Source organism: Sphingopyxis lindanitolerans, from assembly GCF_002993885.1.
GTDB classification, from domain to species: Bacteria; Pseudomonadota; Alphaproteobacteria; order Sphingomonadales; family Sphingomonadaceae; genus Sphingopyxis; species Sphingopyxis lindanitolerans.
Genome location: NZ_CM009578.1, coordinates 422,422 through 442,212, shown reverse-complemented (window position 1 = coordinate 442,212; position 19,791 = coordinate 422,422). Strand labels below are relative to the sequence as shown.

The window sequence follows — 19,791 nt, the reverse complement described above, 5'->3', positions numbered from 1 at the left end:
AGCGATTGTTCGCCAGCCACAAGTGCGCATCGGCCGGGAAAAGATGCGTCATATTGAAAAGCCTTGCGAATTCACTGATGCCTCGCCGACCCGGCGTCGGCGGCTGCTGATCCTGTCGGCCTCGCTGTTCGGCCTCGCCTGGACGAGCGTCGCCGCCGCCCAGCAAGCCGATCCGCTGGTGCTTGCCACGCCCCCGGACGAACCGGCGGCGCCCAAGCCCGAAAGCCTGCCCGACATTGCCGTGCCGACTCCGCCGCCGCCCGAGGTGCAACTGCCCGAGGTCGCGCCGATCATCTCCGACGAGGAGTTCAAGGCCGCGATCCCCGCGATCAGCGCCGAGGACGATCCCGAGCTCGACAAACCGCTCGAATCGATCGCCGAGTTCGAGCAGCGGCAGGCCGAAGCGGCGAAAGCCAAGGATGCCGGGACGCCGACCGCGACTCCCGCGACGGTCACCGCGGACGTCCCGCAGGTCGACGGCACGCCGGTTCCCGCGCTCGCTGACGGCGACACCGTCGAGGCGATCGGCGATGCGCCGATCCGCGATGCCGAGCTCGCCGCGCCCTTGCCGCCGCTCGACAGCTTCGACGTTACCCCGGTCGAATTTGCCGAGCCTGAAGATGCGAGCGAGGCCCGCGCCATCAGCTATGCGGTGAAGGTCAACGGGCTGGCAGCGCCCGACGACGACAGTGACGCCGATCTCGCCGACCTGTTCGGCGATCTGTCAGCGCTCTACGACGGCGACGGCAAGGCCGATAATTTTGCGATGCTGCGCGCGCGGCTCAGCGCCGATTCCGAGCTGATGTCGCGCATCCTCGCGTCCGAAGGCTATTATGACGCCGCCGTCGAAACGCGCATCGATCGCGGCGAGACGGAACCAAGCGCCAGTAGCGCGGCGGCCCGCAATCGGTCGATCACCGCGGTCATCGATGTGAAACCCGGAACGCGCTACACTTTCTCCGACATCGTCATCGACGCGAAGCCGACGGTGCCGCCGGGGTTGATCCACGACAATTTCCCGCTCGCGGTCGGCGAGCCTATCGTCGCGCAGCGGGTGCAGGGCGCTGAAGCCGCGATCGCGCTTAAACTGCCGCAGGAAGGCTATCCCTTCGCCAAGGTTGGGCAGCGCGACATCTTGCTCGATGGCGACACCGGCGAAGGGCTTTATACACTCCCCGTCGATATCGGCTCCCGCGGCCGCTTCGGCGGGATCGAGACGACCGGCAAACTGGCTTTCGATGCCGAGCATGTCGGTGTCCTCGCGCGCTTCAAGCGCGGCGAGCTTTACGACAGTCGCAAGGTCGATGACCTGCGGCAGGCGCTCGTCGCGACGGGGCTGTTCGCGACGGTCGCGGTCGAGCCGCAGCCGACGGGGCAGGATGCGGGCGACGATAGTGAATATGTGACGATGCTCGTCACCCAGCAAGCAGGGCCGCCGCGCACGATCGCGGCGAATGCGGGCTATGGCACGGGGCAGGGGATTCGCCTCGAGGGGAGTTGGACGCACCGAAACTTCTTCCCGCCCGAAGGTGCGCTGATCGGCCGCAGCGTGATCGGCACCAAGGAACAGTCGCTGGGCGTGACGATGCGCCGTTCCAACGCCGGGCAGCGCGACCGGACGTTCGAGCTGGTCACCGAGGCGACCCGGAGCCGTTACAATGCGTTCAACGCGATCACCGGCCGCGTCGCGGCGCGCATCAGCTATGATTCGACGCCGATCTGGCAGAAGAAGCTGACCTATGCCTTCGGTGCCGAACTGATTGCAACGCGCGAGGATGATTATGATTTCACGCTCGGCCAGCGCGTCAATGATTTCTATACCATCATCGGCCTGAGCGGGCAGGTTGGAATCGACCGCACCGACAGCCTGCTCGATCCGACCAAGGGATTCCGCCTGCTCGCTCGGGTCGAGCCCGAAGGCTCGCTTGCCGGCAGCTTCTCTCCCTATGGGCGGGCGCAGGTCGATGCGAGCGGCTATTATCCGGTGACCGACAGCATCGTGCTGGCGGGCCGGGTGCGCGTCGGGTCGATCGTCGGCGCGGCGCGCGAGCGGCTCGCACCGTCGCGGCGCTTCTATGCCGGCGGCGGCGGGTCGGTGCGCGGCTTCGGCTATCAGGAACTCGGCCCGAAGGATCCGAACAACGATCCGATCGGCGGGCGCAGCCTCAATGAAGCGGCGGTCGAGGCGCGCTATCGCTTTGGCAACTACGGGATCGTCGGCTTTGTCGACGCGGGGCAAGTCTATCGCGGCTCGACGCCCGATTTTTCGGGCCTGCGCTTCGGCGCGGGAATCGGCGGGCGTTTCTATACCAATTTCGGCCCGATGCGGCTCGACATCGCGACGCCGATCGACCGGCAGCCGGGTGAGGCGCGCGTCACCGTCTATGTTTCGATCGGCCAGGCCTTCTGATGGCGGAGGAAACGGCCAGCGCGACCGAAAGCAAAAAGGCGGCGGCGAGGCCGTCGCTGTCGATCCGGGTCGCCAAGGGGGTGGGCGCCGCGTTGCTCGGCCTCTTCGCGCTGATCGCGCTTTTTCTCGTCGGGCTGAACAGCGACGCCGGACGGCGCTTCGTCGCGACGCAGATCGAAAAATATGAGTTTAAGAACGGGATGAAGATCGGCATCGGCCGGCTCGACGGATCCTTGTTCAGCGAGATGGTGGTGCGCAATTTCACCCTCTCCGATCCGAAGGGCGTCTTTGTGCGCTCGCCCGAAGTGCGGATCGACTGGCGGCCGTTCGCTTATCTGAACAATCATATCGATGTCCGCTCGGCGACCGCGAAGACATTGGTGGTCGAGAAACTGCCGGCTTTCAAGCCGGTGCCCGACACTGGCGAGCCGCTGCTGCCCGATATCGACATCGACGTGCGGACGCTGCGAATCGACCGGCTGGTCTTCGAGCCCGCGATCACGGGCGAGCGACAGGTCGCGACGCTGAGCGGCAAGATCGCGATCGCCGATCGCCGCGCGCAGGTGAGCGGACACGCCGAGACGATCGGAAGCAAGACGAAGGGCGACAGGCTGGCGCTGCTGCTCGACGCGGTGCCCGACAAAAACCGGCTGGCGATGACGCTCGACCTCAACGCACCGCAGGGCGGCGTGCTCGCGGCGATGGGCGGGTATAAGCAGCCGCTGACCGCCAAGCTCAGCGGGCGCGGCGACTGGAAGCGCTGGGACGGTTCGCTGGCGGCCAACCTCGGCGCCGCGCCGCTCGCCCGGCTGGCGCTGACCGGGCGCGACGGGACGTTTGCGGTCAAGGGCACGACGCAGGCGTCGCGGCTGTTCGCCGCAGGGCCGGTCGCCTCGCTGCTGAGCCGCGAGACCGCGGTCGACGTCACCGCGCGGCTCGACAAGCGCAAGGCCGACCTCGACGGGCGGCTGTCGTCGGATGCGTTCCGCCTCGGCATCAGCGGCGGCGTCGATCTGGGTGAGAGCCGCTATAACGCGCTCAATCTCGCCTTCGTGCTGCTACGCCCCGACGCGCTCGCCCCGAACCTGCGCGGCAATGGCCTGCGCGCCACCGCGAAACTCGACGGCGCATTCGGCCTGCCGACGGTCGAGTATCAGGCGAACGCCAATGCCCTCGTCGTCAATGATATCATCGTCGAGACGCTGAGCCTCGCAGGCAGGGCGCGGGTCGATGCCGACCAGATATATATTCCCGTCGCGGGCCGCGTTGCGCGGATTCGCGGGCTCGACACCGTCGCGGGCGGGACGCTGGCGCAGGTGCGGCTCGACGGCGATCTCGCGTACAAGGATGGGCGCATCCTCAGCGACAATCTGCGCCTGCGCTCGCCGCGCATCGACGCGAAGGCGATCGTGATTGCCGACCTGAACAAGGGTTTCTACACCGGCGCGATCGACGGGCGGGTCAATGATTATCGGATCGAGAGTGTCGGCCTGTTCGACATCGACACCAACGCCGACCTGAAGACCGCGCCGCGCGGCGGGTTCGAGATCGTCGGCAAGGTGCGCGCGCGATCGACGCGACTGTTCAATTCGGGGGTGCGCGATTTCCTGGGGGGCAATGCGACCCTGAGCAGCGACGTGCGCTACGGCACCGACGGGATCACTCGCTTCGCTAATTTGCGGCTCGCCGCGCCGCGCTTGCGCGTTACCGGCGGGCAGGGGAGCTATGCACCGAACGGGCAGATTCAACTCGCGGCGCGCGCGCATTCGACCGACTATGGTCCCGTCGGCGTCCAGCTTGCGGGAACGATCAGCGATCCGCGCGCGGTGGTCACCGCCGACCGGCCGGGGCTCGGCATCGGGCTCGCCAATCTGGTCGCGAAGATCAACGGCGCGCCGAACGGCTATCGCCTCGCCGCCACCGGCGACACCGACTATGGCCCGCTCGCCGCCGACGTCGTGTTGCTGACCGCCGCCGGGCCGCTGACGATCGATATCGAGCGCGGCGACCTGTCGGGGATCGGCTTCCACGGTCGGCTGGTGAAGAGCGCCGCGGGCCCGTTCGAGGGACGGCTCGACGCATCGGGCCAGGGGCTGGGCGGGCTCGTCCGGCTGAGCGGCAAGGGGCCATATCAGGCGGCGGCGATCAATGTGCGCGCGAACCATGTCGTGCTGCCCGGCGCCGCGAAGCTCGCGGTCGGGTCGGCGATCATCGACGCCGACGTCATCCTCTATGACCAGCCGCATATCGTCGCCGACATCCAGATCGCCGACACCCAGATCCGCAGTTACGACATCGCGGTCGGCCGCGTGAAGATCGATTATGCGGGCGGACGTGGCCGGGCGCAGGCGCTTGTCGAGGGTGAGAGCGGTGTGCCCTTCCGTATCGCCGCCAACGCCGATTTGCAGCCCGACCTGTGGCGCGCGTCGGTACAGGGCCGCGCGACCGGGGTCAATTTCCGCACCACCTCGCCGGCGCGGATCATCCCGCACGGCGACAGCTATGAGTTGATGCCGACGACGATCGATCTCGGCCGCGGCAGCCGCGCGCGCATCGCGGGGCGCTTTGGCGAGGGGATCATGCTCCAGAGCCGGCTCGACCGCGCGAACATGGCCGTCGTCAATGCGATCTATCCCGGCCTCGGCCTCGGCGGGCGCGCGACCGGCAGCATCGATTTCGCGCAGGCCAACGCCGATGCCTTTCCGCGCGCCGACGCGCGGCTGACGATCACCGACTTCACGCGCACCACCGCCGCGACGGTCAGCCAGCCGGTCGATATCAATTTCGCGGGCAAGCTGTTGAGCGATGGCGGTGAGGCGCGCGCCGTGGTCCGCAAGCGCGGCAGCGTGATCGGGCGATTGCAGGCTTCGCTGCGCCCGCTCGGGCCGGGGGCGGGCGATTGGACCGAACGGTTGCGCGCCGCACCGCTCAGCGGCGGGCTGCGTTACAATGGCCCCGCCGACACGCTCTATTCCTTCGCCGGCCCCGCCAATCAGGGGATATCGGGGCCGATCGCGGTCGCCGCCGATTTCAGCTGTCAGCTCAGCGATCCGTGCCTTAACGGCGTGATCCGCGGCAATGGCATGACTTATGAGAATCAGGCCTTTGGCACGCGGCTGACGAATATGGTCGTCAACGGGCGTTTTGCGGGCAATCGGTTGGAGATCGAGAAACTCACCGCGACCGCGGGCGACGGCAGCGTGCAGGCGACGGGCTATGTCAGCCTGTCGCAGGCCGACGGCTATCCGATGAACCTCACCGCGACGCTCGACAATGCGCGGCTCGCGCGGAGCGAGAATATCGCGGCGCGCGCGACGGGCACGCTGACGCTCGAAAAGGTCGCGGGGCAGGCCGCGCTGCTGTCGGGCGACCTCAAGCTGCCCGAAACGCGCTATCGCATCGTGCGCGAAGGCGCGGCGGCGGTGCCGGTGCTGACCGGCGTGCGGCGCAAGGCGCCGACGGGACGGCGGCGGATCAGCGGCGACGGGCTCGCGGCGGTCGGCGGCAGCCTGTTCGACCTGATCCGCCTCGATATCCGCTTGCGCGCGGGCGACCAGATCCATGTCACCGGCATGGGCCTCGAGTCCGAATGGCAGGCCGACGTCCAGCTCAAGGGCACGACGCTCGATCCGCGCGTCACCGGGCAGATCGACCTCGTGCGCGGAACGCTGAGTTTTGCGGGGCGGTCGTTCGATCTGGAGGAAGGGCGGGTGACCTTCCCGACCGGCGATGCCTATGATCCGGCGCTGCAATTGCTCGCGAGCGACACTTTCGACAATGTGACGGTGTCGGTGAATGTGTCGGGCCGTGCGAGCAACCCGCAGGTCAGTTTCTCGAGCGTACCGGGTTTGCCGCAGGACGAAATCGTCTCGCGCATCCTGTTCGGCGATTCGATCACCTCGCTGTCGCCGCTCCAGGCGGTGCAGCTTGCCGCCTCGCTCAACACGCTGAGCAGCGGCGGCGGCGGTCTGAACCCGCTCGGCGCCTTGCAATCGGCGGCCGGGATCGACCGCCTGCGCGTCCTTGGTCCCGACGACACGACGGGCCGCGGCACCGCGCTGGCTGCGGGGCAATATATCACTAAGGATATCTATCTGGAGGTGATCACCGATGCGCGTGGCTATACCGCGACCCAACTCGAGATCAGCCTGACGCGCGCGCTGTCGCTGCTCAGCCAGGCGGGCGGATCGGGCCAGACCAATTTCAGCATCCGCTATCGCAAGGATTATTGATGCGGCGCGTCGCTTTCTTGCTGCTGCCGCTGCTGCTTACCGCCTGCCATCAGGAGCCCGACTTCGACGATCGCTACGACAAGGCGGCGAAGGAGATCGAGACGCGCGCCAAGGCGATGGACGCCGATGTCGCGGAAGCCGAAAAGGCCGCCGCTGCGAGCGACGCCGAACCGAAACCCTTGCCAGCATCCGCGAGGCCCGCTAACGCGCCTCCGTCATCTGGGGAGTAGCCAGCCGTCCTTCGGGACGGGCCATCGCGTCAACATACTCGGTCGAGAGGCCGTGGTGCGGTGGAAACGGGATACCGTTTGGGCGAGACCAATGGCATCGAACCTTCTGCCCGGGCCGGGCGGCAAGGCGCGATGTCCGTTGGAGTTCGCTCGCCGCCCGGCCCCGGAGTTTGTTCATGGAAGCCCTGTTTACCTCGACCGCCGTCGTTGCGCTCGCCGAGATCGGCGACAAGACGCAACTGCTCGCGATTCTGCTCGCGACACGTTTTAACCGGCCGGTGCCGATCATCCTCGGCATATTCTTCGCGACGATCGCCAATCATGCGCTCGCGGCGCTGCTCGGCGCGTCGGCAGCGGCGTTTCTCGACAGCCCGGTCTTTCGCTACGCGATCGGCCTGTCGTTCGTCGCGATGGCGGCGTGGACGCTGATCCCCGACAAGTTCGAGGATGACGACACGCCGAAGCCGCGTTTCGGGGCGTTCCTGACGACGCTGGTTGCCTTCTTCCTGGTCGAGATGGGCGACAAGACGCAGATCGCGACGATCGCGCTCGGCGCCCAATATCATAATGTCGTCGCGGTCACGACGGGGACAACGCTGGGGATGATGATTGCGAACGTCCCGGCGATCTTCCTCGGCAACGAGCTGCTGAAGCGCGTCGACCTCAAGAAGGTGCGGATGGTCGCGGCGGCACTGTTCCTCGTCATCGGCCTGTGGGTGCTCGCGCAGACTGCGGGTTGGGTCGGCTAGCGCACCTTCATTCGGCTTCGGTGCTCAGGCCAAGTTCGGGGATGCCGATCGACCGCCTGCCGCCGAAGTCCGAGCGGACGACGATCGCGCCCTGTTTTTCCATATAGTCGACGAGCCGCCGGATACGGCCCGGCGAGCGCGTGCCATAGGCGCGGCCGAGCGCGTCGTCGTCGGGGCAGGGGCTGCCCTCGATCGCGGCGCGCGCAATCTGGACGAACGGGGCGAGCATGTCGTCGGGCAGTCGGTCTGCCGCGCTGAGGAGATCGCGCCATTTGTCGTCGGCAGGGTCGAAAATGCCGCCCTTGGCGAGCGCGAAGCGTTTGCGAAACTGCGTGAGGTCGAGCGGGACGCGGCCAAGCCGCTGCATCCGGCAGCGCACCGAGAAATCCTGATAGAGAAAAGATTCGGGATGAAAGGCGCAGTCGGAATCGGCGAGCATATCGTGCAGCGCCGCGATGATCGCGGGTTCGGGGTCGGGCGCGGCGACCTCGGGCAAAAGCGCGGTTTCGGCCGCGCTTGCGTCGGTGTCGTCGGCCTCCTGCTCGGCAAAGCGCTGGATCAGTTCGTGCGCGGCGATCGGTTTGGGGGCAGGGGGCGGGGTCGGCAGAGGCTGCGTTTCAAGCTCGGCGAACAGCATTGTGCGCATATCCTGTTGCCCGGCGCTGGGCAGGGGGAGCAGGCTGTGGGTTCCGGCGCGGGTCGCGGTCTTGGTCGCGCCGATCTTGACCGCGACCGGGCGCCGAGAGATCGCGGGGCCGAGCCCGAGGAAATGGCCGCGTTCGAGGTCGCGGATGGCCTCGGCCTGCCGCCGCTCCATGCCGAGCAGGTCGGCGGCGCGCGCCATGTCGATGTCGAGGAAGGTGCGCCCCATCAGGAAATTGCTCGCCTCGGCGGCGACATTCTTGGCGAGCTTGGCGAGCCGCTGGGTCGCGATCGCACCCGCAAGGCCGCGTTTGCGGCCGCGGCACATCAGGTTGGTCATCGCCGACAGGCTGGCGCGGCGGACGGTGTCGGAGACGTCGCCCGACGCGCTAGGCGCGAACATCTGCGCCTCGTCAACGACGACGAGGGCGGGAAACCAATGTTCGCGCGGGGCGTCGAACAACGCGTTCAGGAAGATAGCGGCGCAGCTCATCTGTGCCTCGATGTCGAGCGTGTCGAGCGCGACGATTACCGACGCGCGATGTTCGCGGATGCGCGCGCCCATCGCCGCGATCTCGCGCTCGCTATAATCGCCCGCGTTGACGACGATGTGGCTGTAACGGTCGGCGAGAGTGACGAAATCGCCCTCGGGATCGATCACGATCTGCTGGACGAGACCCGCGCTTTCCTCGAGCAGGCGGCGCAGCAGGTGCGATTTTCCCGAGCCCGAATTGCCCTGGACGAGCAGGCGCGTCGCCAGCAGTTCCTGCACATTGACGTGAACGGCGCTGCCCCGGTCGTCGGTTCCGATTTCGATGCTGCTGTCCACGCCGCGTGCCCTATCGGGCGGCCGACGGCTTGACAACCGGCGTGCCCGCCCGGAGGCTCGAAATTCGAGAGGATCGACGGTGATGACGGACAGGATAGCGCTGGTCGAGGCGGGCGGGACGAAATTCATCATCGGAGTCGCGCGCGGCGATCGCGCGATCGAGGCGCGCACGCGCATCGCGACGACGGCGCCCGACGAGACCATCGGCGCCGCGATCGACTGGCTACGTGCGGTCGGCGGCGATTATGCCGCGGTCGGCATCGCCTCGTTCGGCCCACTCGACCTCGATCCGGGGTCGCCGACCTGGGGCCAAATCACGCGGACCACCAAGCCCGGCTGGAGCGGCGCGGCGATGGCGGCGCCCTTTGCGCGCGCGCTCGGCTGTCCGGTCGCGATCGATACCGACGTCAACGGCGCCGCGCTCGCCGAATATCGCTGGGGCGCGGGGCGGGGGTGCGGTTCGGCGCTCTACCTGACCGTCGGGACCGGGATCGGCGGCGGCGCGGTGACCGGAGGGCGGCTGGTTCACGGCGTCTCGCATCCCGAGATGGGGCATATCCGCATGCCGCGCCACCTGGACGATTGGAGTTTCGGCGGCATCTGCCCTTTCCACGGCGATTGCCTCGAAGGGCTGGCGAGCGGTCCGGCGATCGAGGCGCGGTGGGGAGCGTCGCTTTCCTACCTGCCCGCGGAGCATCCGGCGCACGCCATCATCGCCTGGTATCTGGCGCAGGCGATCACCAGCTTTCGGGCGATTCTCGCGCCCGAACGGATCATCCTGGGCGGTGGCGTAATGAAGACGCCCGTGCTGCTTGATCGGATACGGGACGCGGCGGTGACGGCCGCGGGCGGATATTTCACGGGCGTTGCCGAAGAGATGATCGTGACGCCCGCGCTCGGCGGCGATGCTGGACTGCTTGGCGCGCTGGCCCTGACCGAGGTTGAAGGCAATCTGCGCGCCGTGGTCCGCGAAGGGCGGGGGTCTAATTTTGAGCCAGCCGCGCGAAATCCGTCGTCCGGTTGATATTGATGATCGGGCTGTCGGTTTCAACCGCCTGCGCCCCGATTGCGTCGGCCCAGGCGCGCATCGCGCGCGGTCCGTCCTTCTCCAGCCAGTCCGCGAGCCGGTCGGCGTCGGCGCTTGGCCAGATGCCGATGACCGGGCAGGCGCGGACAAAAGCGGCGCCGTCCGATCGGCAGAGTCGTTCGAGCAATCCTTCGGGAAGATGCGGCGTGTCGCAGGGCAGCGACAGCAGCCGCGTAAATCCTCGCTCGCGCGCCGCCGTCAGCGCGCCCGCCAGCCCGCCGAGCGGCCCCAGCCCGGCGCGCGGCCGGTCGGGCACGCTTGCGCAGGCGTCATGGGCGCGGCCCGCAACATAGATCGCCGCGCAACAGGGGGTAAGCGCCGCGATCGACCAGTCGATCAGCTTGCAGCCCCGGTACATTTCCTCGGCCTTGTCGCGGCCAAAGCGCGACGAGGCGCCGCCCGCGAGGACGACGCCCGCGATGGACGGCGCAGGCGTCAATCGATCGTCCGCGCCAGCTCGTGGTTGAGCCACAGCGCGACGAGCGTCCCGATCGCGCCCGACAACAGATAGGCGCCCGCCGCGATCAGCCCGAACTGGCTCGACAGCCACAGCGCGACCATCGGCGCGAAGCCCGCGCCGAACAGCCAGGCGAGGTCGGAGGTGAGCGCCGATCCGGTGTAGCGGTGGCGCGGGTCGAAATTCGACGACAGCGCCCCCGACGACTGGCCGAAGGAGAAACCGAGGAGGATGAAGCCGAGGACCATGAACGCGGCCTCGCCCGCCTCGCCCGCGCCGAGAAGCTGCGGCGCGAAGCCGCTGTAGGCCGCGATCGCGGCGGCGGTGACGCCGAGCAATGTGCGGCGCCCGAAGCGGTCGGCGAGATAGCCCGACGCGATGATCGCGAACACGCCGAAGACCGCGGCGACGGCCTCGATCATCAGGAAGCGCACCGGGGTTTCCTCGGTGAACAGGAACACCCACGACAGCGGGAATACGGTGACCATGTGAAAGAGGGCAAAGCTGGCGAGCGGGGCGAAGGCACCCATCGCGATGATCCGCCATTCGGAACGCAGCGTCTCGGTCAGTTTCGCGGGTTCGAGGTCGCGATCCTCGAACAATGCGGCATATTCGGGGGTCACGACGATGCGCAGCCGCGCGAACAGCGCGACGACGTTGATCGCGAAGGCGACGAAGAAGGGATAGCGCCAGCCCCAGTCGAGGAAATCCTGTGCCGGCAGCGCGGCGATCAGGAACATGAAGAGCAGGCTTGCGACGATCAGGCCGAGTGGCGCGCCCAATTGCGGGATCATCGCATACCAGCCGCGCTTGCCCTCGGGCGCGTTGATCGCAAGCAGCGAGGCGAGCCCGTCCCACGAGCCGCCGAGCGCGACGCCCTGACCCATGCGGAAGAGGGCGAGGAGCAGCGCGGCGCCGATGCCCGCCGTCTCATAGCCGGGCAGGAAGGCGATCGCGGCGGTTGAGCCGCCGAGCAGGAACAACGCGATCGTCAGCTTGGCGCCGCGGCCATAGACGCGGTCGATTCCCGAGAAGATCATCGTCCCCACCGGGCGGGCGAGGAAAGCGAGCGCGAAGATCGCGAACGACCAGAGCGTGCCCGTGAGCGGATCGAACTGGGGGAAGACCAGCTTGGGGAACACCAGCACCGACGCGATCGCAAAGACGAAAAAGTCGAAAAACTCCGACGTCCGCCCTATGATCACCCCGATCGCGATCTCGGCGGGTGAAATGCGATGATCGTCTTCGTAGAGCTCGCGGGCATCGCGTTCGGCCTGGGTGGTGGACGGCGCGGTTTCGGCAGACATAATGGGCGTCCTGCTGCTGGCGCCGCGAAAAGGAAATCCGGCGGCGCGAGTCGATCATAGGGCAAAAGCGCCCTTTATGAAATTGCCCCTGCGCGATCCGCGGCGGTCGCGGGATTGGACAAAATGTCCTATGTGCAGTGCAACAAAGGAGGCCTAGGCGCGCATCATGCCAAGCAATCTCCCCCGTTTTCCCGCTCGTTTGCGGCTTTTGCCGCTGCTCGCCGTGCTGCCTTTGCTGTCGGGTTGCGGGCTGGTCGTGCTCGACCCGGCGGGTGACGTCGCGCGCCAGCAGGGCGATTTGATCATCCTCTCGACCGTGCTGATGCTGTTGATCATTGTGCCGGTGATGGCGCTGACCGTCTTTTTCGCGTGGCGCTATCGCGCGGCGAACAAGGAAGCGACCTACAAGCCCGACTGGGACCATTCGACCCAGCTCGAACTCGTCATCTGGTCGGCGCCGTTGCTGATCATCATCTGCCTTGGCGCGGTGACCTGGGTCGCGACGCACCTGCTCGACCCCTATCGCCCGCTGGCGCGGACCGGGCCGGGGCAGGCGATCGCCGCCGGGGTCCAGCCGCTCGAGGTCAATGTCGTCGCGCTCGACTGGAAATGGCTGTTCATCTATCCCGAACAGGGCATCGCGACGGTGAATGAACTCGCGGTCCCGGTGAACCGACCGATCCGTTTTCGCATTTCGGCCTCGTCGGTGATGAACAGTTTTTATATCCCGGCGCTCGCAGGGCAAATCTATGCGATGCCGGGGATGGAAACCAAGCTGCACGGCGTCTTTGACAAGACCGGCACGTTCGACGGTTTCTCGGCCAATTATTCGGGCGCGGGTTTTTCGAACATGCGCTTCGCGGCGAAGAGCCTGCCACCCGCCGACTTCGCCAAATGGGTCGCCGGGGTCAAGGCGTCGCGCGAAGGCGACCTCGACCGGAGGGCCTATCTGACGCTTGAGAAGCCGAGCGAGAAGGAGCCGGTGCGCCATTTCGCCGCGGTCGATCCTGATCTGTTCGACGCGGTGGTCAACATGTGCGTCGAGCCGGGCAAGATGTGCATGCACGACATGATGTCGATCGACGCAAGGGGCGGTGCGGGGATCGCCGGTATCCAGAACGTCCGGTCGGTCACCTATGACAAATTCGCGGCGCGCGGAACGGGCAGCCTGGCGAACTGGAGTGTTCGCTATGTCGCGGCGCTGTGCAGCCAGCAGATGAAGTCGGCCGATCGCCCTGATGCGAAGCCGGTGAATCCCGCGCCGCTGAAGGGTGAGGGGCTGACCGTGCCGTCGGCCGCGCCCGAACGCACCGCGCTCAACTCCCCATCCCGTTCTCACACGTCCTGACCCAGCCGAGATCCAATGACCCCGCACCCAGCACCCGCAACCGGACCCTTCCTCGGCAAGCTGTCGCTCGACGCGCTGCCGCTGCACGAGCCGATCCTGGTCGTCACCTTCATCGCGGTCGCGATCGGCGGCATCGCGGTGCTGGCCGCGATCACCAAATATCGCCTGTGGGGCTGGCTGTGGCGCGACTGGCTGACCACGGTCGACCACAAGCGGATCGGGATCATGTACATGATCCTCGGCCTCATCATGTTCCTGCGCGGATTTTCGGACGCGATCATGATGCGCTTGCAGCAGGCGATGGCGTTCGGCGGGTCCGATGGCTATCTGCCCGCGCACCATTATGACCAGATCTTCACCGCGCACGGCGTGATCATGATCTTCTTCGTCGCGATGCCGTTCATCACCGGGCTGATGAATTATATCGTCCCGCTCCAGATCGGCGCGCGCGACGTCAGTTTTCCCTTCCTCAACAATTTCAGCTTCTGGATGACGACGTCGGGCGCGGTGCTGACGATGATTTCGCTGTTCGTCGGCGAATATGCCCAGACCGGCTGGCTGGCCTATCCGCCCCTGTCGGGGGTCGCCTACAGCCCCAATGTCGGCGTCGACTATTATATCTGGGGGCTTCAGATAGCCGGCGTCGGCACGACCCTGTCGGGGATCAACCTGATCGTCACGATCCTGAAACTGCGCGCGCCGGGCATGGGGCTGATGAAGATGCCCGTCTTTACCTGGACGTCGCTTTGCGCGAACATCCTGATCGTCGCGAGCTTTCCGATCCTGACCGCGACGCTGGTTCTGCTCAGCCTCGACCGCTACATCGGGACGAATTTCTTCACCAACGACCTCGGCGGTTCGCCGATGATGTATGTGAACCTGATCTGGATCTGGGGGCATCCCGAGGTCTATATCCTCGTGCTGCCGCTGTTCGGCGTCTATTCGGAGGTCACCGCGACCTTCTCGGGCAAGAAGCTCTTTGGCTATACCTCGATGGTCTATGCGACGATCTGCATCACCATCCTGTCGTATCTCGTCTGGCTGCACCATTTCTTCACCATGGGGTCGGGGGCGAGCGTCAACAGCTTCTTCGGCATCACGACGATGGTGATTTCGATCCCGACCGGGGCGAAGCTCTTCAACTGGCTCTTCACCATGTATCGCGGCCGCATCCGCTTCGAACTGCCGATGATGTGGACGGTCGCCTTCATGCTGACCTTCGTCATCGGCGGGATGACCGGGGTGCTGCTCGCGGTGCCGCCCGCCGACTTCGTTCTCCACAACTCGCTGTTCCTGATCGCGCACTTCCATAATGTGATCATCGGCGGCGTGCTCTTCGGCCTGTTCGCGGCGATCAATTACTGGTGGCCCAAGGCGTTCGGTTTCAAGCTCGACGTCTTCTGGGGCAAGATCAGCTTCTGGTGCTGGGTCGTCGGCTTCTGGATGGCTTTCATGCCACTCTATATCCTCGGCCTGATGGGGGTGACGCGGCGGATGCGCGTGTTCGACGACCCGAGCCTGCAAATCTGGTTCGTGATCGCCGCCGTCGGTGCCGCGGTGATCGCGGTGGGCATCGCGGCGATGCTGATCCAGTTCGGCGTCAGCATCTGGCGGCGCGAGGCATTGCGCGACGATAGCGGCGATCCGTGGGGCGGCCGCACGCTCGAATGGGCGACCAGCTCGCCGCCGCCCGACTATAATTTCGCCTTCACGCCCGTGGTCCATTCGCTCGACGCATGGCACGACATGAAGAAGCGCGGGCACGAACGCCCGGTCGGCGATTTTCGCGACATCCATATGCCGAGCAATACGGGCGCCGGTTTCATTCTCGCGGCTTTCTGCCTGGTGATGGGCTTTGCATTGGTCTGGCATATCTGGTGGCTCGTCGCGGTCAGCTTCGTCGCGACCATCGCTTATGCGATCTTCCACACCTTCAACTACAAGCGCGACTTCGACATTCCGGCGGCCAGTGTCGCGGCGGTCGAGGACGTGCGGACCCGCCAACTCGCGGCCGGAGCCTGATGCGATGAGCGCAAAAACCATCACCGCCGACGAGCCCGTCCAGTTCTATAACCTCGACGAGCATGCGCATCCCGAGGGGCACAGCACGATGCTGGGCTTCTGGATCTATCTGATGAGCGACTGCCTCATCTTCGCAATCCTGTTCGCCTGCTTCGCGGTGCTCGGCGGCAATTATGCCGCGGGGCCGGCGCCGAAGGATCTGTTCGAGCTGCCGCTCGTCGCGCTCAACACCGCGATGCTGCTATTCTCGTCGATCACTTATGGCTTCGCGGTGCTCCAGATGCAGCAGGGCAAGGTGAAGGGCACGCAGCTCTGGCTCGCGATCACCGGCCTGTTCGGGCTCGCCTTCCTGGGGATCGAGCTTTACGAGTTCCATCACCTGATCGAGATCGGCGCGACGCCGCAGCGCAGCGCCTTCCTGTCGAGCTTCTTCACGCTCGTCGGGACGCACGGGCTGCACGTCACCTTCGGCACCCTCTGGCTGGTCGTGCTGATGGTCCAACTCGGCAAGCATGGGCTGATCGCCGCCAACAAGCGCCGCGTCATGTGTCTGTCGATGTTCTGGCACTTCCTCGACGTCGTCTGGATCGGCGTCTTCACCATTGTCTATCTGATGGGAGTGCTGCGATGAGCGATCCCCACCAAGCCACCCACGAGATCGAGATGCCGCACGCCTCGATACGCGACTATGTCATCGGCTTCCTCCTGTCGGTGATCCTGACCGCGATCCCCTTTTGGCTGGTGATGGAGCGGCCGCTGTCGGACGGCGCCACCGTCGCGATCATCATGGTCTTCGCCGCGGTGCAGATCGTCGTCCACATGGTCTTCTTCCTCCATATGTCGCCAAAGGCCGAGGGCGGCTGGTCGATCACCGCGCTGACCTTCACGATCATCATCGTCGTGATCATGCTCGCCGGTTCGCTGTGGGTGATGCACCACCTCAACACCAATATGATGCCGATGCCGCATGATGTGAGCCAGCTTCCTTGAGACGCGGTGTCGCCGTCGCGGCGCTGATCGCCGTGGCGGCCGGCTTTGCGGCGCTCGGCGTCTGGCAACTCGAACGGCGCGTCTGGAAGCATGAACTGATCGCCGCGGTCGATGCGCGCATCCATGCCGTGCCGGTCGCGGCGCCGGGGCCGGACGCGTGGTCGCGGATCGATGCGAAGGACGATGCCTATCGCCGCGTCACCGCGCGCGGGCATTTCCGACACGATCGCGAGACGCTGGTGCAGGCGGTGACGGCAGGCGGCCCGGGTTATTGGGTGCTGACCCCGCTTGAAACCCCGCGCTTTACCCTACTCGTCAATCGCGGCTTCGTACCGAAGGATCGGCGCGATCCGGGCACGCGGGCCGCAGGCAATGGCGCGGATGAGGTGGCGGTCACCGGCCTGCTGCGCGTCACCGAGCCGGGAGGTGCCTTCCTGCGCGCGAACGATCCGGCGGCGAACCGCTGGTATTCGCGCGACGTCGCGGCGATCGCGAAGGCGAGGGAGCTCGGCCGGACGGCGCCCTATTTCGTCGATGCCGACGCCGCGCCCAACCCCGGCGGCTATCCGGTTGGCGGGCTGACCGTCGTGCGTTTCCCCGACACGCATATGGTCTATGCGCTGACCTGGTTTGCGCTTTGCGCATTGAGCCTCTTTTTCGCGGGACGGCTGTGGCGTATCCGGGGTTGATGAGCGAACCCGCAATCCTGCCCACCACGCCGGCCGAGGCCCCCGCAGAGGCGAACGCCGGACGCCGCAACATGGCGCTGCTGATCCAACTCCGCTGGCTCGCGGTCGGCGGGCAGCTTGCGACGATCGGAATCGTCAGCGGTCCGATGGGCATTGCAATTTCCCGCGCTCCGCTGCTCGCGGCGATCGCGGTACTGATCGCGATCAATGTCGCAAGCCTCGCGCTGCTGCGGCGTGGGCGCGCGGTGACCAATGCCGAACTGACCGCGGTGCTGCTGTTCGACGTCGCCGCGCTCGGCTGGCAGCTTCATCATAGCGGCGGGCTTGCCAATCCCTTTGCGTCGCTGTTCCTGCTCCAGGTCGTGATCGGCGCGATCCTGCTGACCCCGGCTTCGTCATGGGCGATCGTCGTCGCGGCGCTGGCGGCGGTCGGCGTGCTTGCGGTCGAGCCGACCCCGCTGATCCTGCCGCCGCCCTATGCAGCCGATCCGATGGGGCTGTATCTCAAGGGCAGCCTCGTTTGTTTCCTGCTGATCGCGGTGCTGCTCGTCGCCTTCGTGACGCGGATCAGCCGCAATCTGCGCGATCGCGACGCCGCGCTCGCGGCGAGCCGCCAGCGCGCGGCGGAGGAGGATCATATCGTGCGCATGGGCCTGCTCGCCTCGGGGGCGGCGCATGAGTTGGGGACGCCGCTTTCGACGCTGTCGGTGCTGATCGGCGACTGGCAGGGCGCGCCCGAACTTGCGCGGACAAAGGAGCTTCAGGACGATCTGGCCGACATGGATGCCGCGGTGCGGCGCTGCAAGACGATCGTCAGCGGTATCTTGATGTCGGCGGGCGAGGCGCGCGGCGAGGCGCCGCAGCTCACGACGATGCGCGCCTTCCTGACCGCGCTGGTCGAGGAGTCGCGGGGCGGGCGGACGCCGGGGACGGTCGAATTCAACGACCTGTTCGGCGCCGACGTCGCGATCGTTTCCGACCCGGCGTTGCGGCAGGTGATCGGCAATGTCATGGACAATGCCTCCGAAGTTTCGCCCGACTGGATCGGCGTCACGGCGACGCGCGACGGCGCGATGGCGGTGATCGAAATCTCCGATCGCGGGCCGGGGTTCAGCGCCGAGATGATCACCCGCTTCGGCCAACCCTATAGCTCGACCAAGGGGCGGCCCGGTGGCGGGCTGGGGCTGTTCCTGCTCGTCAACGTCCTTCGCAAATTCGGCGGCAGTGCGAGCGTCGCCAATCGCGATGCGGGCGGCGCGGTGGTGCGGATCATGCTGCCGCTGTCGGCGGTCGTTGCCGAAGGAGAAAAAGCGTGAGCGGGCCGCGTGAGCTTTTGATCGTCGAGGATGACGACGCGTTCGCGCGGACGCTGAAGCGCTCGTTCGAGCGGCGCGATTATGCGGTGCGTGTCGCATCGAGCCCCGACGAGGTTGAAGCGTTGCTCGGCGATTGGCGTCCGGATTATGCGGTGGTCGACCTCAAGCTCGGCAACGCATCGGGGCTCGCGTGCGTCCAGACGCTGCGCGCCGCCGATCCGGCGATGCCGATCGTCGTGCTGACGGGCTTTGCCAGCATCGCGACCGCGGTCGAGGCGATCAAGCTGGGGGCGTCCTATTATCTCGCCAAGCCGTCGAACACCGACGATATCGAAGCGGCGTTCGAGCGCTCCGAAGGCAATGTCGATGCCCCGCTCGACGCGCGGCCGTCGTCGATCAAGACGGTCGAGTGGGAGCATATCCACCAGACGCTGGTCGAGGCCAATTTCAATATTTCGGAGGCCGCGCGGCGGCTGGGCATGCACCGCCGGACGCTGGCACGGAAACTCGAGAAACGGCAGGTGAAATGATGCGGCGGCTCGCGCGCTTCGACCTCAACCTGCTCCAGGTCTTCGACGCGATCCATGCAAAGGGCGGCGTGTCGGCAGCGGCGCGCCACCTCAACCTGTCGCAGCCGGCGATCAGCCATGCGCTCGCCAAGCTGCGCGATGCGCTCGGCGATCCGTTGTTCGTGCGGCAGGGCAACCGGTTGGTGCCGACCTCGGCCGCGCGCGCGATCGCCGGGCCGGTGCGCGAAGCGCTGCGGGGGCTCGACGCCGCGCTCGATGCCGCGACTGCCTTCGACCCGGCCGAGACCGCGCGCGAGTTTCGCATCGGCGTGCGCCTGTCGGGCGAAATGCCGCGCTTCTCCGCGCTCGCGCTCCGCGTGCGGAGCGAGGCGCCGCGGGCGATGCTGGCGAGTGTGACCTTTCGCCGCCGCGATCTGGTGGTGGCGCTCGCGAACGGCGACCTCGATCTCGCGCTCGACGTCGCCTTGCCCGCCGACGATCGCCTCCGCCGCCATTTTCTGGGGACCGAACCGCCCGTCGTCGTGGCGCGCAAGGGGCATCCGCGTGTCGATGGCGCGATCGACCTCGATACCTATCTCGCGCTCGACCATATCGTCGCCACCGCGCGGCCGCACGGGCCGGGGATGGAGGATATGGCGCTCGACCGCCTGGGGCTCGCCCGCCGCGTCGCGGTGCGGTGCCAGCATGCGATCACCGCGTGGCAGATCGTCGCCGCGTCCGACATGCTCTTTTCGCTGCCGCGCTCGCATGCCGAAGTGCTGGATGCGATGTGGCCGATGCAGCTTGTCGACATGCCGCTGCCGGTCGAGCAGGGGGGGAGCTATCTCTATTGGCACCAGGCGGCGGACGCCGACCCCGGCCTGCGCTGGTTGCGGGCGATCATCGCCGACGAGTTGGGGAAGTCCGAATAGGTCCGCTTACATCGTCATCCCGGCGAAGGCCGGGATCTCGCC

General features: G+C 66.7%; 16 protein-coding genes and 1 riboswitch. Of the genes, 13 read left to right on the top strand and 3 right to left on the bottom strand.

Annotated elements, in window-relative coordinates:
- Positions 1-43 precede the first annotated feature (43 nt).
- The 4 genes from CVO77_RS02135 (at position 44) to CVO77_RS02120 (ending at position 7,621) form a co-directional block, all read left to right on the top strand.
- A complete protein-coding gene (locus tag CVO77_RS02135; protein WP_106000574.1) occupies positions 44-2,410 on the top strand; it encodes a BamA/TamA family outer membrane protein in 2,367 nt (788 codons plus the stop codon).
- Positions 2,410-6,642 carry a translocation/assembly module TamB domain-containing protein gene (locus CVO77_RS02130; RefSeq protein WP_105997682.1) on the top strand — a complete coding sequence of 1,411 codons (4,233 nt, stop codon included), beginning with the start codon at positions 2,410-2,412 and terminating at the stop codon, positions 6,640-6,642. Before CVO77_RS02135 ends, CVO77_RS02130 begins: the two co-directional genes overlap by 1 nt.
- A complete protein-coding gene (locus CVO77_RS02125) occupies positions 6,642-6,872 on the top strand; it encodes a hypothetical protein (RefSeq protein WP_105997681.1) in 231 nt (76 codons plus the stop codon). The genes CVO77_RS02130 and CVO77_RS02125 overlap by 1 nt, the downstream gene beginning before the upstream one ends.
- A riboswitch (yybP-ykoY riboswitch) is annotated at positions 6,851-7,030 on the top strand. Its footprint overlaps the gene before it by 22 nt.
- Positions 7,031-7,048: 18 nt before the next feature.
- Positions 7,049-7,621 (top strand): TMEM165/GDT1 family protein, encoded by a 573-nt coding sequence (locus CVO77_RS02120; protein ID WP_105997680.1) that lies wholly within the window; start codon positions 7,049-7,051, stop codon positions 7,619-7,621.
- 7 nt (positions 7,622-7,628) lie between these two features.
- Here CVO77_RS02120 and CVO77_RS02115 read toward each other — a convergent pair whose 3' ends face one another.
- Positions 7,629-9,092 carry a helicase HerA domain-containing protein gene (locus tag CVO77_RS02115; RefSeq protein ID WP_105997679.1) on the bottom strand — a complete coding sequence of 488 codons (1,464 nt, stop codon included), beginning with the start codon at positions 9,090-9,092 and terminating at the stop codon, positions 7,629-7,631.
- Between the two features lie 82 nt (positions 9,093-9,174).
- Between CVO77_RS02115 and CVO77_RS02110 the strand changes: the two genes are divergently transcribed.
- Positions 9,175-10,116 (top strand): ROK family protein, encoded by a 942-nt coding sequence (locus CVO77_RS02110; RefSeq protein WP_105997678.1) that lies wholly within the window; start codon positions 9,175-9,177, stop codon positions 10,114-10,116.
- Here the strand turns inward: CVO77_RS02110 and mobA are convergent.
- On the bottom strand, positions 10,076-10,618 hold the full coding sequence (gene mobA, locus CVO77_RS02105) for a molybdenum cofactor guanylyltransferase (RefSeq protein WP_158257971.1): 543 nt from the start codon (positions 10,616-10,618) through the stop codon (positions 10,076-10,078). The two genes, CVO77_RS02110 and mobA, sit on opposite strands and share 41 nt — an antisense overlap.
- On the bottom strand, positions 10,615-11,943 hold the full coding sequence (locus CVO77_RS02100) for an MFS transporter (protein WP_105997676.1): 1,329 nt from the start codon (positions 11,941-11,943) through the stop codon (positions 10,615-10,617). Before CVO77_RS02100 ends, mobA begins: the two co-directional genes overlap by 4 nt.
- Positions 11,944-12,109: 166 nt before the next feature.
- On the opposite strand from CVO77_RS02100, the gene cyoA reads away from it, so the two are divergent.
- Genes cyoA through CVO77_RS02060 form a run of 8 tightly spaced genes read left to right on the top strand, consistent with a single transcriptional unit; the run spans position 12,110 to position 19,749 of the window.
- Positions 12,110-13,291: a ubiquinol oxidase subunit II gene (gene cyoA, locus CVO77_RS02095; RefSeq protein ID WP_105997675.1), complete on the top strand. Its 1,182-nt coding sequence runs from the start codon at positions 12,110-12,112 to the stop codon at positions 13,289-13,291.
- A gap of 15 nt (positions 13,292-13,306) precedes the next feature.
- Positions 13,307-15,313, top strand: coding sequence for a cytochrome o ubiquinol oxidase subunit I (cyoB, locus tag CVO77_RS02090; RefSeq protein WP_105997674.1), 2,007 nt, complete (start codon positions 13,307-13,309; stop codon positions 15,311-15,313).
- Between the two features lie 4 nt (positions 15,314-15,317).
- Entirely contained in the window at positions 15,318-15,944 is a 627-nt protein-coding gene (gene cyoC, locus CVO77_RS02085; protein ID WP_105997673.1) for a cytochrome o ubiquinol oxidase subunit III, read from the top strand.
- Entirely contained in the window at positions 15,941-16,303 is a 363-nt protein-coding gene (gene cyoD / locus CVO77_RS02080) for a cytochrome o ubiquinol oxidase subunit IV (RefSeq protein WP_105997672.1), read from the top strand. The genes cyoC and cyoD overlap by 4 nt, the downstream gene beginning before the upstream one ends.
- Entirely contained in the window at positions 16,300-16,992 is a 693-nt protein-coding gene (locus CVO77_RS02075; protein WP_105997671.1) for an SURF1 family protein, read from the top strand. The genes cyoD and CVO77_RS02075 overlap by 4 nt, the downstream gene beginning before the upstream one ends.
- Positions 16,992-18,308: an ATP-binding protein gene (locus CVO77_RS02070; protein WP_105997670.1), complete on the top strand. Its 1,317-nt coding sequence runs from the start codon at positions 16,992-16,994 to the stop codon at positions 18,306-18,308. Before CVO77_RS02075 ends, CVO77_RS02070 begins: the two co-directional genes overlap by 1 nt.
- Entirely contained in the window at positions 18,305-18,838 is a 534-nt protein-coding gene (locus CVO77_RS02065; RefSeq protein WP_105997669.1) for a response regulator transcription factor, read from the top strand. The genes CVO77_RS02070 and CVO77_RS02065 overlap by 4 nt, the downstream gene beginning before the upstream one ends.
- Positions 18,835-19,749: a LysR family transcriptional regulator gene (locus CVO77_RS02060; protein WP_105997668.1), complete on the top strand. Its 915-nt coding sequence runs from the start codon at positions 18,835-18,837 to the stop codon at positions 19,747-19,749. The genes CVO77_RS02065 and CVO77_RS02060 overlap by 4 nt, the downstream gene beginning before the upstream one ends.
- Positions 19,750-19,791: the final 42 nt, after the last annotated feature.

Bases quoted from the DNA above. Each gene is read 5' to 3' on its own strand.
- cyoA (WP_105997675.1), top strand. From the start codon at position 12,110: ATGCCAAGCAATCTCCCCCGTTTTCCCGCTCGTTTGCGGCTTTTGCCG.
- CVO77_RS02100 (WP_105997676.1), bottom strand. From the start codon at position 11,943: ATGTCTGCCGAAACCGCGCCGTCCACCACCCAGGCCGAACGCGATGCC.
- cyoC (WP_105997673.1), top strand. From the start codon at position 15,318: ATGAGCGCAAAAACCATCACCGCCGACGAGCCCGTCCAGTTCTATAAC.
- CVO77_RS02070 (WP_105997670.1), top strand. From the start codon at position 16,992: ATGAGCGAACCCGCAATCCTGCCCACCACGCCGGCCGAGGCCCCCGCA.
- CVO77_RS02110 (WP_105997678.1), top strand. From the start codon at position 9,175: ATGACGGACAGGATAGCGCTGGTCGAGGCGGGCGGGACGAAATTCATC.
- cyoB (WP_105997674.1), top strand. From the start codon at position 13,307: ATGACCCCGCACCCAGCACCCGCAACCGGACCCTTCCTCGGCAAGCTG.
- CVO77_RS02130 (WP_105997682.1), top strand. From the start codon at position 2,410: ATGGCGGAGGAAACGGCCAGCGCGACCGAAAGCAAAAAGGCGGCGGCG.
- CVO77_RS02135 (WP_106000574.1), top strand. From the start codon at position 44: ATGCGTCATATTGAAAAGCCTTGCGAATTCACTGATGCCTCGCCGACC.
- CVO77_RS02060 (WP_105997668.1), top strand. From the start codon at position 18,835: ATGATGCGGCGGCTCGCGCGCTTCGACCTCAACCTGCTCCAGGTCTTC.
- CVO77_RS02120 (WP_105997680.1), top strand. From the start codon at position 7,049: ATGGAAGCCCTGTTTACCTCGACCGCCGTCGTTGCGCTCGCCGAGATC.
- CVO77_RS02125 (WP_105997681.1), top strand. From the start codon at position 6,642: ATGCGGCGCGTCGCTTTCTTGCTGCTGCCGCTGCTGCTTACCGCCTGC.
- cyoD (WP_105997672.1), top strand. From the start codon at position 15,941: ATGAGCGATCCCCACCAAGCCACCCACGAGATCGAGATGCCGCACGCC.